This is a genomic window from Pseudaminobacter soli (ex Li et al. 2025) (assembly GCF_029892515.1).
GTDB lineage: Bacteria > Pseudomonadota > Alphaproteobacteria > Rhizobiales > Rhizobiaceae > Pseudaminobacter > Pseudaminobacter soli_A.
Map to the genome: position 1 here is coordinate 68991 of NZ_JARXVF010000010.1, position 15156 is coordinate 84146.

General features: G+C 63.6%; 11 protein-coding genes. 3 read left to right on the forward strand and 8 right to left on the reverse strand.

Annotated elements, in window-relative coordinates:
* Nucleotides 1-26 precede the first annotated feature (26 nt).
* The 4 genes from kdsA to M2281_RS26415 all read right to left on the reverse strand — a co-directional run bounded on the left by kdsA (nucleotide 27) and on the right by M2281_RS26415 (nucleotide 6032).
* Nucleotides 27-863 carry a 3-deoxy-8-phosphooctulonate synthase gene (gene kdsA / locus M2281_RS26400; protein WP_280824183.1) on the reverse strand — a complete coding sequence of 279 codons (837 nt, stop codon included), beginning with the start codon at nucleotides 861-863 and terminating at the stop codon, nucleotides 27-29.
* Nucleotides 863-1747 (reverse strand): VOC family protein, encoded by an 885-nt coding sequence (locus M2281_RS26405; protein WP_280824184.1) that lies wholly within the window; start codon nucleotides 1745-1747, stop codon nucleotides 863-865. The genes kdsA and M2281_RS26405 overlap by 1 nt, the downstream gene beginning before the upstream one ends.
* A 495-nt stretch (nucleotides 1748-2242) precedes the next feature.
* Nucleotides 2243-5743 carry a transcription-repair coupling factor gene (gene mfd, locus M2281_RS26410; protein WP_280824185.1) on the reverse strand — a complete coding sequence of 1167 codons (3501 nt, stop codon included), beginning with the start codon at nucleotides 5741-5743 and terminating at the stop codon, nucleotides 2243-2245.
* Between the two features lies 1 nt (nucleotide 5744).
* The gene (locus tag M2281_RS26415) at nucleotides 5745-6032 is read right to left on the reverse strand and encodes a succinate dehydrogenase assembly factor 2 (protein WP_280824186.1); all 288 of its coding nucleotides are present in this window, start codon (nucleotides 6030-6032) and stop codon (nucleotides 5745-5747) included.
* Nucleotides 6033-6125: 93 nt separating this feature from the next.
* Between M2281_RS26415 and recG the strand changes: the two genes are divergently transcribed.
* Entirely contained in the window at nucleotides 6126-8234 is a 2109-nt protein-coding gene (gene recG / locus M2281_RS26420; protein ID WP_280824187.1) for an ATP-dependent DNA helicase RecG, read from the forward strand.
* Here recG and M2281_RS26425 read toward each other — a convergent pair.
* The 4 genes from M2281_RS26425 to M2281_RS26440 form a co-directional block, all read right to left on the reverse strand.
* On the reverse strand, nucleotides 8186-8941 hold the full coding sequence (locus M2281_RS26425; RefSeq protein ID WP_280824188.1) for a DUF502 domain-containing protein: 756 nt from the start codon (nucleotides 8939-8941) through the stop codon (nucleotides 8186-8188). The two genes, recG and M2281_RS26425, sit on opposite strands and share 49 nt — an antisense overlap.
* Before the next feature lie 80 nt (nucleotides 8942-9021).
* On the reverse strand, nucleotides 9022-10845 hold the full coding sequence (glmS, locus tag M2281_RS26430; RefSeq protein WP_280824189.1) for a glutamine--fructose-6-phosphate transaminase (isomerizing): 1824 nt from the start codon (nucleotides 10843-10845) through the stop codon (nucleotides 9022-9024).
* A 159-nt stretch (nucleotides 10846-11004) separates the two neighbouring features.
* Nucleotides 11005-12354 carry a bifunctional UDP-N-acetylglucosamine diphosphorylase/glucosamine-1-phosphate N-acetyltransferase GlmU gene (glmU, locus tag M2281_RS26435; RefSeq protein ID WP_280824190.1) on the reverse strand — a complete coding sequence of 450 codons (1350 nt, stop codon included), beginning with the start codon at nucleotides 12352-12354 and terminating at the stop codon, nucleotides 11005-11007.
* A gap of 165 nt (nucleotides 12355-12519) precedes the next feature.
* On the reverse strand, nucleotides 12520-13266 hold the full coding sequence (locus M2281_RS26440) for a cytochrome c biogenesis CcdA family protein (RefSeq protein WP_280824191.1): 747 nt from the start codon (nucleotides 13264-13266) through the stop codon (nucleotides 12520-12522).
* Between the two features lie 213 nt (nucleotides 13267-13479).
* On the opposite strand from M2281_RS26440, the gene M2281_RS26445 reads away from it, so the two are divergent.
* Nucleotides 13480-13995 (forward strand): DedA family protein, encoded by a 516-nt coding sequence (locus M2281_RS26445; protein WP_280824192.1) that lies wholly within the window; start codon nucleotides 13480-13482, stop codon nucleotides 13993-13995.
* A 155-nt stretch (nucleotides 13996-14150) separates the two neighbouring features.
* Nucleotides 14151-15137 (forward strand): DUF1402 family protein, encoded by a 987-nt coding sequence (locus M2281_RS26450; protein WP_280824193.1) that lies wholly within the window; start codon nucleotides 14151-14153, stop codon nucleotides 15135-15137.
* Nucleotides 15138-15156: the final 19 nt, after the last annotated feature.

Genomic DNA, 15156 nt, shown 5'->3' on the forward strand with positions numbered 1-15156 from the left:
GACGCCCGGGTGGCCGGGCGCCGAACTCAGTAACCTTTTGCGACGCGGTCGAAAGCCATCAGCTTTTCAAGCAGCTCAGGCATGTCCTTCAGCGGGACCATGTTCGGGCCGTCCGACGAGGTGGAATTGTCGGGATCCTGATGCGTTTCGATGAACACGCCAGCGACGCCAACGGCCACGGCGGCAGACGCCAGGGTCTTCACGAAACGGCGCTCGCCGCCCGAAGAACCGCCCTGCCCGCCAGGCTGCTGAACCGAATGGGTGGCGTCGAAAATCACCGGCGCGCCCATATCGACCATGATCGGCAAAGCGCGCATGTCCGAAACCAGCGTGTTGTAGCCGAAGGACGCACCACGCTCGGTGACCAGCACATTTGCGTTGCCGGAACCTGTGACCTTGCCGATGACATTCTTCATGTCCCACGGGGCAAGAAACTGGCCCTTTTTCACATTCACAATCTTGCCCGTCTTGGCCGCGGCGACCAGCAGGTCTGTCTGACGGCTAAGGAAGGCCGGAATCTGCAGCACATCGACCACTTCGGCTACGAGAGCGCACTGCTCTTCGTTGTGAATGTCGGTGAGGACCGGAATTTCGAACTCCTTGCGCAGGTCCGCAAAGACCGGCAGCGCCGCCTCAAGCCCCGCGCCGCGCGTGGCGCCGAGCGAAGTCCGGTTCGCCTTGTCGTAGCTGGACTTGTAGACCAGGCCGATGCCGAGCTTGCCGGTCAGTTCCTTCAGCGCGCCGGCCATGTCAAAGGCGTGTTGGCGCGACTCGAGCTGGCAGGGACCGGCGATCAGCGCCAGCGGCGCCTTGTTGTCGAAAACGACATTGCCAACGGTAACGGTCGGGTTCGGCGTGTTCATCAAAGCTCCTCGAATACAAAAATGGCGCCCTGCCCGGGTGCCGATGGTACGATCAGCCGACTGCCACAATGGTCGAACTCGATGACATTGGCGCGAAGTAATTTTTCGGTCTGCGTCAGGCTGGCAACGCCGAAGACGACCGCCGCGAGCCGAAGGGTGCCTGCGGGCGCTTCGATCCCGGTATCGGCCATGAATGTGGCCGGATCGACGAGCTCTATCGCTGCATTCGGCAGGCTCACCTGGATCCGGCCGTTTGCGGCGGGCAGCGCCTCCGCGTTTGCCACGGCTTCGAAGAAGCGCGCATGGCTGGCGGGATCGTCCGCGCAGGCGACGACCGACACAATGCGCCTGGCGCCATTGGCATGGGCCTGCAGGGCCGAGCGGTCGACCTGCGGAACGTTTGCGCGCTGGCAGGTGAAGAAAAATGCGTCCGGCGCATCGGCCTCGGCGGCGAAAGCCAGCCGGAAGGACGCCATATCGGCCTTGCCGGAAGCATCCGTGAAGGGCCGCGAGAAATCGAGCCTGTCGCCCGCCGAAACGCCGGCTTCCACGAAGGTTTTGTGGTCGGCATCCGCGTCATCGGTTCCGAAGACAACGGCCGAAAGCCCCTCCTCGCCATTGCGAGTGCGGAATTGGCGGTCGCGTGCGACAAAGACATTTTTCGTCGCCACTGCTTCCTTGACCTTGGCGGCATCTCCGACGACCAGCGGCTCGAGGAATGTGTTGTCGGCGAGGTAGACGCAGGCGTTCTCGGTGCCGAAGGGATGGACGCCCACCGGAGCTACAGTGAAGCCAAGCACTGACAGTCTATCACGCGCAATGCCGAGGTCAGCGGTCGGCAGCACGAGATGGTCGAGCGGACGGGGCGTAGCGGATGTACTCATCTGGCTGCCATGTGCCCCAAATTCGGCGCGCGTTCAAGCGGCCATCTCGCCGGCGGTGGCGTGCTTTATCATCGCCACGCCCGGTTTTCACCGTCTGGCCATTTCAAAGAACGCTCTCTTTCGAGAACTGGGAAGACGGGCGGTCAGGAAACGCGCTCATCTAGTAATTTATCTGCGGTCTCCGCGACCGCCCGTTCGATGCGCTTGCCTGGGTTTGTTCGCCTCCGCATTCGCGCGGTCAGCCACACCCTGGGCCCGGACTTGGGGATTCATCATCCAGCAGCGCTACCGTTAGCGCCACCAGCCCGGACATCGTCGCCCTCCACGCTCATCCGGTTCATGACCCGTGTTCCCGTTGAGGCCGATGCGGACATTATGTGAGCGGCGGAAAGACAGGGGATAAATGAGGCTACAGATTTCTTTTCGAGCAAATGATTTCAGCGGCTTACGCGCGAAGCGGGGTGATTTTCATCCCCATCTCCGCGCGGTAGCAGCCTATGCCGCCTTTTCGACCAGCCGCGCCAGCTGCGTCATGACCACGGCCGAGCCGGCAAGACGCTTTTCGGCGCTCGGCCAGTCGCGGATGAAGACGATGCTCTGGTCCGGCCTGATCTTGGCCAGCGAGCCCTGCTCGCCGATGAATTTGACCAGCCCTGCCGGGTTGGAGAACTCGCGCTTGCGGAAATGGATGACGATGCCCTTCGGGCCGGCGTCGAGCTTTTCCACATTGGCCTTGCGGCAGAGCGCCTTGATGAAGACGATCTTGAGCAGGTGCTGAACCTCTTGCGGCAGCGAGCCGAACCGGTCGATGAGTTCGGCGGCGAAGGCGTCGATCTCCTCCGGCGAATCGAGATCGGCCAGGCGGCGGTAGAGCGCGAGCCTGAGCTGCAGGTCGGGCACATAGCCTTCCGGGATCATCACGGCCGTGCCGATGGTGATCTGCGGCGACCAGCCGCCGTCCAGCGCTTCGCCGTCGCCCTTGATCTCGGCCACCGCCTCTTCCAGCATCTGCTGGTAGAGCTCGAAGCCGACTTCCTTGATGTGGCCGGACTGTTCCTCGCCCAGAAGATTGCCGGCGCCGCGAATGTCGAGGTCATGGCTGGCGAGCTGGAAGCCCGCGCCCAACGTGTCGAGCGATTGCATAACCTTGAGGCGACGGTCGGCGGTGTCGGTCAGCTTCTTGTTGGCCGGCAGGGTCATCAACGCATAGGCGCGCAGCTTGGAGCGGCCGACGCGGCCACGCAGCTGGTAGAGCTGCGCCAGGCCGAACATGTCCGCCCGGTGCACGATCATCGTGTTGGCGGTCGGAATGTCGAGGCCGGATTCGACGATCGTGGTCGACAGGAGCACGTCGTACTGGCCGTCGTAGAAGGCGTTCATGATGTCGTCGAGCTCGCCCGCCGGCATCTGGCCGTGCGCGGTCGCAACCTTCAGCTCGGGGACAGAGCCATGCAGGAAATCGCGGATCTCGGAGAGGTCCGTAATGCGCGGCACGACATAAAAGCTCTGGCCGCCGCGATAGCGCTCGCGCAGCAGCGTCTCGCGCACCACGAGCGGGTCGAAGGGAGAGATGAAGGTGCGCACCGCCATGCGGTCGACCGGAGGGGTGGCGATGAGCGACAGCTCGCGCACGCCTGTCAGCGCAAGCTGCAGGGTGCGCGGGATTGGCGTTGCCGAGAGCGTCAGCACGTGCACGTCGCTCTTCAGCTCCTTCAGCCGCTCCTTGTGCTTGACGCCAAAGTGCTGCTCCTCGTCTATGATGAGCAGGCCGATATTCTTGAAGGTGATCGAGTTGCCCAGAAGCGCATGCGTGCCGACGACGATGTCGACGGTGCCTTCGGCAATCGCCTTCTTGGTTTCCGCGAGCTCCTTGGGACCGACCATGCGCGAGGCCTGCCGCACATTAATTGGTAAGCCGGCAAAGCGTTGCGCAAATGTCTTGAAATGCTGGCGCGCGAGCAGCGTGGTCGGCACCACAACCGCGACCTGGAAGCCTTCCATGGCGGCGAGGAAAGCCGCGCGCAGCGCCACTTCGGTCTTGCCGAAACCGACGTCGCCGCAGACCAGGCGGTCCATCGGTTTGCCGGCTAATAGATCATCCATGACCGAATCGATGGCACGCTGCTGGTCGTCGGTTTCCTCATACGGGAAACGAGCGGCGAACTCGCCATAGACACCGTCTGGCGGGCTGATGATGGGCGCGCTGCGCATCTGGCGCTCGGCGGCGAGCTTTATCAGCTGGCCGGCCATGTCGAGCAGGCGGCGCTTGAGCTTGGCCTTGCGCGCCTGCCAGGCGCCGCCGCCGAGCTTGTCCAGCGTCGCTTCGGCCGTGTCGGAGCCGTAGCGCGACAGAAGCTCGATGTTTTCGACTGGCAGGAACAGGCGGTCGTCGCCGGCATAGTGGATTTCAAGACAATCGTGCGGCGCGCCGGCCGCCTCGATGGTGCGCAGGCCGACGAAGCGGCCGATGCCGTGGTCGGCATGGACGACGATGTCGCCGGCTGAAAGTGCGGCTGCCTCCGCGATGAAATCGGAGGCGCGCTTGCGCTTCTTGGAGCGGCGCACGAGGCGGTCGCCCAGAATGTCCTGCTCGGCCACGACTACGATGTCGTCGGTCTCGAAGCCGGCTTCGAGCGGCAGCACGGCAAGGCCGGCCTGCCCCGCAGTTAGCTTCTCGACATCGGCAAGCGTCGCCACGGCTTTGAGGTTGCCAAGGTGATGCTCGGTGAGGATCTGCGTCAGGCGGTCGAGCGAGCCTTCCGTCCAGCCGGCGATGAGCACGCGCCGCTTGGCCGCGCGCACGTCGCTTACATATTTCACCACCTCTTCGAACACGTTGACGTTCGGGTCGGCGCGTTCGAGCTCGAAGCCGCGCGACGGCTTCGAGCCGGCGTGCAGGAGCTTGCGGCCGCCGGTCTCGGGCGTGTCGAAAGGGGTGAACTCCACCGCCATGCGGTCGGCGACGGCCGCCGCCACGTCATCGGGCGAGAGATACATCTCGGCCGGCGGCACGGGCTTGTAGGGCACCGCTTCCTTCAGCGCACCCGACGTGGCCGGGTGGCGGCGCGCTTCGTAGTAGTCGAGGATCAGCGTATGGCGCTCGCCGAGCGCTTCGCGCGCCAGATGGTCAAATATGACCGGCGCCTCGGGCAGATAGTCGAAGATCGTTTCCAGCCGCTCGTAGTAGAAGGGCAGCCAGTGCTCCATGCCGGCGAAGCGGCGCCCTTCCGAGACGGCCGCGTAGAGCCCGTCATCGCGCGAGGGCGCACCGAAGGCTTCGATATATTGGCGGCGGAAGCGGCTGATGGCCTCGGGCGTCAGCGCCACCTCGCTCATCGCCTGCAATGTCAGCGCATTCCGCTGGCCGGTGGTGCGCTGGGTGGCGACATCGAAGGCGCGGATCGATTCCAGCGTGTCGCCGAAGAAATCGAGCCGCAGCGCCTCTTCAGCGCCCGGCGCGAAAAGGTCCAGAATGCCGCCGCGCACGGCAAATTCGCCGACCTCGCGCACGGTCGCAACGCGGTCGAAGCCGGAATTCTCCAACCGCGCGATCAGCACGTTCATATCGACCTGGTTGCCTGGCCGCGCACGGAAAGTCTGGGCTTCGATCGCCGAGGCTGGCGGCACGCGCTGCAGGAGCGCGTTGGCAGTGGTGAGGATGACGGCGCGGTGCGGCTGCTTTGCCAGCGAAGCCATGGCCCCCATAGCGTCGAGGCGGCGGGCGGCCGCATCGGCGCCAGGCGAGACGCGATCATAGGGAAGGCAGTCCCAGCCCGGGAATTCCAGCACCGGCAGCTCCGGTGCGGCGAAGGCAAGCGCGTCGGTGATTACCGGCAGCCGCTGTCCGTCGCGGGCGACGAAGATCACCGGGCCATCGGGTGCGGCCTCGAGCGCGGCGGTGACGAGCGCCAAGGCCTCGTAGCCGTCGGCCACGCCATCGACGATGAACTGGCCGGTGCCGCTCTTCGGCAGGCCGATTTTCTTGATCAGGCTCATCCTAGAAACTCATGGACAGGCGCTGGGCCAATATCTTGCGGTAGATTGCGGTGTCTTGTGCTGCCGGAATGGCCTGCTCGCCGGTGAACCACGAAAGCAGGTCTGCGTCCTGCAGTTCCAGCAGATTCTCATATTCGTCGAGTTCGGCGTCGGACAGGTCGTGGATGGTGGTGTCGGCGAAAGTGCCGAGAATCAGGTCCATCTCGCGCATGCCGCGGTGCCAGGATCGGAACAGCAGCTTGCGCCGGCGCGTGTCGAGCCCCTCACTTGATCGCGTCGTGCCTGTCATCTTCCACATCCTGGTTGCCGAGCGGCGCATATAGCGTGGATGACGCGGCGTGTCAGCCTTGCACATGGTCGCGTGGCGCATAAGCTGCCAATCATGCGCCCTTCCCTCCTCGACCCATTGTTCGTGCCGATCACCTCGCTCGCCGGCGTGGGCCCGAAAATTGCCGACCTGATCGCCAAGGTCGTGCCTGCCGACCTCAGCGACCGGCCGGCGCGCGCGGCCGATCTCGTCTTCACACTGCCCAATTCGGTGATCGACCGGCGCAACCGGCCGGGCATAGCTTTGGCGCCGTCGGGCGCCATCGTGACGCTGGACGTGACGGTGGACCGCCATCAGCCAGCGCCGCGCGGCAACAAGTCGGTGCCCTACCGCGTCTATGCCTACGACGATACGGGCGAGATCGCACTGACCTTCTTCCACGCCAACGCCTCGTGGCTCGAGCGCGCCCTGCCAGTGGGCGAGGAAGTGATCGTGAGCGGCCGGATGGAGTGGTTCAACGGCCGCCCGAGCATGGTGCATCCCGACCATATCGCGCGCAAGTCCGAGGCCGAGAACCTGCCGCTGGTCGAGCCGGTCTATCCTCTCACTGCGGGCCTGTCGCCAAAGGTGCTGCGCCGCGCCGTCGGCCAGGCACTGGAGCGCGTGCCGGAACTGCCAGAATGGCAGGACGCCGAACTGATGCGGCGGCAGACCTTTCCGGCTATGCGCGATGCGCTCAACCGCATTCACCACCCGGCCGATCCGCTCGACGTTTCGCCCGACAGTGCGGCGTGGCGCCGGCTCGCCTATGACGAGTTTTTGGCGGGACAAATCTCGCTGGCGCTGGTGCGGGCGACCGTGCGCAAGCTTTCGGGCCGACCGCTAACCGGCGACGGCAAGCTGATTGCGGCGCTGAAAAACGCCCTGCCCTATGAGCTGACGCGCTCACAGATTGAGGCGCTGGCTGAGATTGACGCGGACCTGCAAAAGCCAGAACGCATGCTGCGCCTGCTGCAGGGCGATGTTGGCTCGGGCAAGACGGTCGTGGCACTGCTTTCCATGGCTCGCGCGGTGGAAGCCGGCGGGCAGGCAGCGATGATGGCGCCGACGGAAATCCTTGCCCGCCAGCATTTTGCGTCGATTGCGCCGCTTGCCGAAAAGGTCGGCTTGCGGATAGCTGTTCTGACGGGCCGCGAAAAGGGCCGCGAGCGCGCCGATATCCTTGCCAGTCTGGCAGATGGCGAGATCAACATCGTCGTCGGCACGCATGCGCTGTTCCAGGAGACGGTGCAATTCCGCGACTTGGCGCTGGCAGTCATCGACGAGCAGCACCGCTTCGGCGTGCACCAGCGGCTTGCGATGACGGCTAAGGGCGATGCGCCCGACATGCTGGTGATGACGGCAACGCCCATTCCGCGCACGCTGGTGCTGACTGCCTTCGGCGACATGGACGTCTCGCGCCTGACCGAAAAGCCGGCGGGCCGGCAACCCATCCGCACGATCACCCTGCCATTCGACCGCCTGGATGAGTTGGTCGGGCGGATGCGCGACGCCGTCGCGGAAGGCCAAAAGGTCTACTGGATCTGTCCGCTCGTGGAGGAGTCCGAAGAGGTCGAGCTGATGTCGGCCGAGGAGCGTTTTTCGTCGCTAAAACCCGTGTTCGGTGACAGGATCGGCCTCGTTCATGGGCGCATGAAGGGCGCGGAGAAGGACGAAGCCATGCGCGCCTTCAAGGAAGGCGAAACGCGCATCCTGATTGCCACCACGGTCATCGAGGTGGGCGTCGACGTGCCCGACGCCACCATCATCGTGATCGAACATGCCGAGCGTTTTGGGCTCGCGCAGCTACACCAGCTGCGCGGCCGCGTCGGGCGCGGTTCCAAGGCTTCGACCTGCGCGCTGCTCTATAAGGACCCGCTCGGTGAAACCGCCAAGCGCCGGCTTTCAGTCATGCGCGAAACCGAAGACGGTTTTCGTATCGCCGAGGAAGACCTGAAGCTGCGTGGCGAAGGTGAGTTGCTGGGCACACGGCAATCGGGCACGCCGGGCTTCCAGGTCGCTCGTATTGAAGCTCACGCGGATCTGCTCGAAATCGCGCGTGACGATGCTCGCCTACTGCTGAACCGCGATCCGGACCTCAAGTCCGAGCGCGGACAAGCTGTGCGGACGCTGCTCTATTTGTTCGGGCGCGACGAGGCGGTGAGGCTGCTGCGCGCCGGCTGATCGGCATCGGCCAGCGCCGGATTGCCGATGCCGCCGTCAATCGTGACGCCCTTGACCTTGATCGCCTTCTTGACCTCTGGCGCGACGAGGCCGGCCGAGACGATGAGCTTGGCGCCGTCTTCGATGCTCATGTCGAGCAGAACGATCTCGGATTTGCGCACATACATCAGGAAGCCGGTCGTCGGATTCGGCGTGCAGGGCATGAACACCGCAATCAGCGGATCGTCGCCGTCGTCGAGCTTCTCGTTGATTTCCGTGCGCTTGTCGCCGGCCACGAAGACGAGCGACCACACGCCCTTGCGCGGATATTCGACCAGCCCGACTGTGCGGAACATCTCATTCTTGTTCGAAAGGGCCGTTTCGAAAATCTGCTTCAGCGCCTTGTAGATGCTGCGCACCAGCGGCATGCGGTCGAGCAGCCGCTCGCCGAGCGAAATCACCGTGCGGCCGATGATGTTGGCGGTAAGGAAGCCGATCAGCGTGATCAGCACGAGCGCCACGATGAGGCCGAAGCCAGGCACCCTGATCGAGAGATAGGTATCTGGATTGTAGTCGGCCGGAATGTAGGGCTTAACCCAGGAATCGACCCAGCCGATGAAGGACCAGGCGATGTAGGCCGTGATCGCCAACGGCGCGCAGACCACGAACCCGGTCAGGAAATAATTCCTCAACCGTGTCATAGCCGATGTCTTGTGCGTTTCCGACATGCTTCACCCGCCGCTGGTTGCAGCGCAACATTAGTGAAGCATGCCGTCCTTTGGAACAGCGAAATTGGCCGAGCGGCCGCTTATTCGACCGTGACCGACTTGGCGAGGTTGCGCGGCTGGTCGACGTCGGTGCCCATGAACACGGCCGTGAAATAGGCCAGCATCTGGATCGGCAGCGCGTAGACGATAGGCGTGATGATCTCCGGCACGTCCGGCAGCACGATCGTCTCCATCGTGTTCACCGAGGCCTGTTCGGCGCCCTTGCGGTCGGTGATCAAGATGATCTTGCCACCGCGCGCAGCCACTTCCTGCATGTTCGAAACGGTCTTTTCGAAGATGCGGTCGTGCGGCGCAATCACGATCACCGGCATGTTCTCGTCGATCAGCGCGATCGGTCCATGCTTCAGCTCGCCCGCGGCGTAGCCTTCAGCGTGGATGTAGGAGATTTCCTTGAGCTTCAGCGCGCCTTCCATGGCGAGCGGGAAATTGGTGTCGCGGCCGAGATAGAGCACGTGGCGATAGTGCGAAAGCTCGCGCGCGACTTTCTCGATCTGCTCGTCGAGCTTCAGCACCTGGTTGGCATAGCGCGGTGCTTCGGAGAGCGCACGCACCAGAACCCGCTCCGTCTCCGTCGAGATGGTGCCGCGCGCCACGCCGGCGCGCACGGCAAGCGAGGCAAGCACCGAAAGCTGGCAGGTGAAGGCCTTGGTTGAGGCAACGCCGATTTCCGGACCGGCAAGCGTGGGCAGCACGACGTCGGATTCGCGCGCGATGGTCGATTCGCGGACATTGACGATGGCGCCGATCGGGACGCCCGCCTTGCGGCAGTAGCGCAGCGAGGCCAGCGTGTCGGCGGTTTCGCCCGACTGTGAGATGAACAGTGCGGCGCTGTTCTTCGAGATCGGCATTTCGCGGTAGCGGAACTCGGAGGCGATATCGATGTCCACCGGCAGCCGCGCGATGCGCTCGAACCAGTATTTGCCGATGAGGCCGCTGAGATAGGCCGTGCCGCAGGCCGACAGCGCCAGGCGGTCGATCTTGGCGAAGTCGAAAGGCAAATCGAGCGGCTTGGAGGTGCCGGCGGTGAAATCCACATAGTTGGCGAGCGTGTGGGAGATGACCTCCGGCTGCTCGTGGATTTCCTTTTCCATGAAGTGGCGGCGGTTGCCCTTGTCGACCATGAAGCTCGTGCTGAGCGATTGCTGGCGCTTGCGCTCGACCGAATTGCCTTCGATGTCGAAGATATTGAACGAATCCCGGCGCACCACCGCCCAGTCGCCGTCTTCCAGATAGGTGATGGAATTGGTGAAGGGCGCGAGCGCAATGGCATCGGAGCCGAGGAACATTTCGCCCTCGCCATGGCCGACGGCCAGCGGCGGGCCGTTGCGGGCGCCGACGATGAGGTTTTCGTCGCCGCGGAACATGATGGCGAGCGCGAATGCGCCCTCCAGACGTTTTAGCGCCGCGTGCGCGGCCGCGACCGGGTCGGCGCCGCGCTTGAGCTCACGCGAGACGAGGTGGGCGACCACCTCAGTGTCGGTCTGGGACGTGAATTCGTAGCCGTCGGCGGTGAGCTCAGTGCGCAGCTCGGCAAAGTTCTCGATGATGCCGTTGTGAACCACTGCCACGTCGTTGGAGAAATGCGGGTGCGCGTTGGTCTCGTTGGGGACGCCGTGGGTGGCCCAGCGGGTGTGGCCGATGCCGATATTGCCGTCGAGCGGCTCGGCGTTCAGGCGCTTTTCCAGATTGACCAGCTTGCCCTCGGCGCGCCGGCGCGCAAGCTTGCCACGCTCGATGGTGGCGACGCCTGCGGAATCATAGCCGCGATATTCGAGCCGCTTCAGTGCATCGACGATCAGTGGCGCAACGGCCGTCTGGCCGACAATCGCAACAATTCCGCACATGGTTCGCTTGCCCCGATTCCGAATTTCGCCCCTGCGGCTATCTAGTAACTGCCGCAGGCAGGAGAAAGTCACATTGCGTGTCGTTTCGTATCAGCCGGAAGGGTCGGGCCGGGCGACCCGCCGGCCCTTCGGCTGATGCGCATGAATAGTCTATCGAAGTTATTTTTTCGCTGCGCTGGCGCGTCTTTCGCGCAGCTGCTTGGCGCGCTCCGGAAGCGTCTTTTGGCGGGCGCGGCCAAAGGCCAAGGCGTCTTCAGGCACATTCTCGGTCACCACGCTTCCCGAAGCGATGTAGGCGCGGTCGCCGATCGTGATGGGTGCCACCAATGCGGTGTTCGAACCGATGAAAGCGCCCGCGCCAATATCGGTAAAGAACTTCGAATAGCCATCATAGTTGCATGTGATGGTGCCGGCGCCGATATTGGCGCCCGGTCCGACACGGGCATCGCCGATATAGGTCAGGTGGTTGACCTTGGCGCCCGCCTCGATTGTAGCCTTCTTGACCTCGCAGAAATTGCCGACCTTGGCCTTTTCGTGAAGGTTCGCACCCGGCCGAAGCCGCGCGAACGGACCGATCTCCGCGCGGGGGCCGATATTGGCGCCTTCGAGATGGCTGAAGGCGTGGATGATCGCGCCGCTGGCCACTGTGACGCCCGGGCCGAAATAGACATTCGGCTCGAGCAGAACGTCAGGGTCTATCTCGGTGTCATGCGAGAAGAACACCGTTTCGGGGGAGATCATGGTCACGCCGGACAGCATGACCTCGCGACGCTTGCGCTTTTGCCAGATGGCCTCGGCCTCGGCGAGCTCTGCGCGGTTGTTGATGCCGAGCACGCTCTCGTAGCTGGCTTCAGTTGCAACCACCTTCAGCCCTGCGGCATGGGCGATCTCGACCACGTCGGTCAGATAATATTCGCCCTTGGCGTTGTCATTGCCGATCTTATCGAGCAGCGTGAGAGCATTCTTGCCCGAAATGGCCATCAGCCCGCTGTTGCAGAAGCCGATCCGCTTTTCCTCGTCGGTGCAGTCCTTGTCCTCGCGGATGGCAACCAGCTCGCCGTCCTTTTCGATGAGACGGCCATAACCTGCCGGATTGGGCGGGAGGAAGCCGACAACCACGACCGCAGCCCCTTCGGCGAGCTTTCCGCGGGCAGCCACAAGCGCATCCGCGTCGACCAGCGGCGTGTCGCCGAACATCACCAGAATATCGTCATAGCCGCGTTCGATCGCGGCCCGCGCCGAAAGCACGGCGTGTCCGGTGCCGAGGCGCTCGGTCTGGACAAAAGTTTCGGCGCGTGGCGCGAAGGAAGCTGCGGCTTCGCGCATCTGTTCGGCGCCATGGCCGATGATCAGCGCGAGATCGCCAGCGCCGGCAGCTTCGGCCGCACGTGTGACGTGAGCGACCATCGGCAGGCCGGCAATCTTGTGAAGCACCTTGGGCAAGGCGCTTTTCATGCGCGTGCCTTCACCGGCGGCAAGGATGATCGACAGGCAAGATCGTGCGGTCATGGCGATTTCCGAAAGTGAACGGGAAGAATCGGCTCAGTTCTAGAGCACGATTCCCAAGAATGCGAAGGGGTTTTGCAAGAGCCCCGGGCCACGATCTGCAAAGGATTGTGACGCAGGCGGGGCGTGATGCCCTTTCAGGTCACTGCCAGTTCGTAAAACCTTCGATCAGCCGAGCCTGCCGAGAACCGGAAACGTCTCCAGCAGCCAGTAGGATGCGGTCTGCACGCCCCCGGTCAGGAACAGCACGCCGGCAACGACCAGCAACGCGCCGATGACCTTTTCGACACGGCCGAGATGCAGGCGGAAACGACCGAGGAAGCGCATGAAACTGTCCGAGAACAACGCCGCGAGCAGAAACGGTATTCCGAGGCCGAGCGAATAGGCGGCAAGCAGCAGCGCGCCCTCGCCCATCGTCTCGCGGCCTCCGGCCAGCGTCAGGATTGGCCCGAGGACCGGCCCGATGCAGGGCGTCCAGCCGAACGCGAAGGCCAGCCCCATGACATAGGCGGCAACGGCATTGGCCGGCTTGCCTTCAGCATGGAAGCGCGCCTCGCGCGACAGGAACGGGATTTTGATGAAGCCGAGGAAATTGAGTCCCATGACGATGATCAGAACACCAGCCGCCATGGCCAGCGGTTCCTGCCAGACGCGCAGTACCCGCCCAATCGTCGAGGCGCCGGCGCCGAGTGCTACGAAAACCGTCGAAAAGCCGAGCACGAAGGCAAGGGAGGTTAAAAGCAGAGCATTACGAGTGCCGGCCCGCGAGGCCTTGCCCTCACCGGCGCGGAAATCCTCGACCGACACGCCGGCCATGTAGCAGAGATAGGGCGGCACCAGAGGCAGGACGCAGGGAGACAGAAACGACAGCGCGCCCGCCCCGATCGCACTCAGATAACCGACATCCAACGCCATGCTTTTGCTGCCCCTTCAGGTCTCGCGCCGCTTATAGCCACGCTAGACCAGTCTCTCCAATCACGACTGCGTGGCAGATCGTCACCCTCGCAACAATCAGCCGAGTTCAGCCCTGAACTTTGCCGGCTGCCTCCATATATCAGGGCAATCCGCCCGCCGAGCGTGCTCTGACTGCGCCTCGACGCAGTCGTCTTCAACGTCTAAAAGGCACGTATGAACATTGAAACCCTGGTAGATGGCATCATCGCCTTCACCCAAGAGAACGCAAGCTGGGCGCCATACATCGTGTTCGCCCTGGCATTTGCCGAATCCATGGCGATCGTGTCGCTGCTGGTGCCGGCCTGGGGCATCCTGATCGGCATCGGCGCTCTTGTGGGCATCAGCGAGATCGATTTCTGGCCGGTCTGGCTCGGCGCTGCACTCGGCGCCATCGTGGGCGACTGGCTGTCCTACCTGTTCGGCTTCCATTTCAAGGATGCCGCAACGAAGGTCTGGCCTCTTTCCAGGCATCCGGCCATGGTCGAGCGCGGGCAAGTCTTCTTCGATCGCTGGGGACCGTGGAGCGTGTTTTTCGGCCGGTTCTTCGGCCCGTTGCGCGCCGTCGTGCCGCTGCTTGCCGGCATGTTCGCGATGCGCAGCCTGCACTTCCAACTGGCCAATGTCGCCTCAGCCATCGTCTGGGCATTCGTGCTGCTGGCGCCGGGCTCCATTCTGCGTCAAATCTTCTAGAGCATTTTGCAGCCAGACGGAATCGTCCGGCGTCGCATAAAGGCGGCTGAGAAAACGAATAGAGCGACGGAATTGCATTCGCCAGAATGCCCGTCCGCTCTAGCATCACGGGCCAATTCGTGGTTTGTCGGCCGCGGATCTGGCGGAGGACATTCATGAAAGCTTGGAACAGGTTGGGGCTCACGGTTGCGCTTGCGGCCGCCCTGGTTGCCGTGTCGCTCGCGAGTGGCGCGGTGCAGGCCGACGCCATGGTCGTCGTGCCCGCCGGCAACAGGTCCGCGACCCAGCCGCCGATCCCGAACACTTCCGCACTCCGGGCGCGCGCCTTCAACACCACCTACGAGGCCAAATACGAGCAGATCATCGCCCTGCTGAAGCGCGAAACCAAGCTGATGGCCCAGATCAAAACGGCCGCCGCCACTTATGGTGTCGACCCGATCCACGTCGTGGGCGCGCTGGTCGGCGAGCACACCTACAATGTCAGCGCAGTCGGCACGGTGCAGACTTACTATGTGAAGGCACTGGCCTATGCGAATGCCGACTTCGCTTTCCGCTACAAGGGCGTGGCGGTGCAGAACTTCCTCGAGCGGCCGGAATTTTCACGCTGCGCCGCCGATCAAGGCAGCGCCGCGCTGTGGAGCTGCCGCGACCAGGTCTGGGACGAGGCGTTTCGTGGCAAGACAGTCGACGGCGTCGCCTATGAGCCGCTGAGCTTCCAGCGCGCCTTCTTCCAGCCCTTCTATGCTGGCCAGACCTTTGGCCTGGGCCAGATCAGCCCGCTGACGGCGCTCGAAGTGACGGACATGGTCAACAAGGTGAGCGGCTTCGACAAACTGACGCCCGACAGGCCGCAGGCGATCTATCGCGACATCATGGATCCCGACCGCGGCATCATCTACATCGCGGCAATCGTGCGCGACTCCATAGACGCCTATGCGGCAGAGGGTTTTGATATTTCCGGCAATCCCGGCATCACCGCAACGCTCTACAATGTCGGCCAGCCGAGGCGACGTGCCGCCGAGCTGCGGGCGGCGGTGGCCAGCGGCAGCGACCGCAAGCTGCCCGTCGAGAACTATTATGGCTGGCTGATCAACGAAAGGCTGGACCAGCTGAAAGCCCTGCTCGGCACCACGACACAGTGATTCCAGCGGCGCGGCAGCT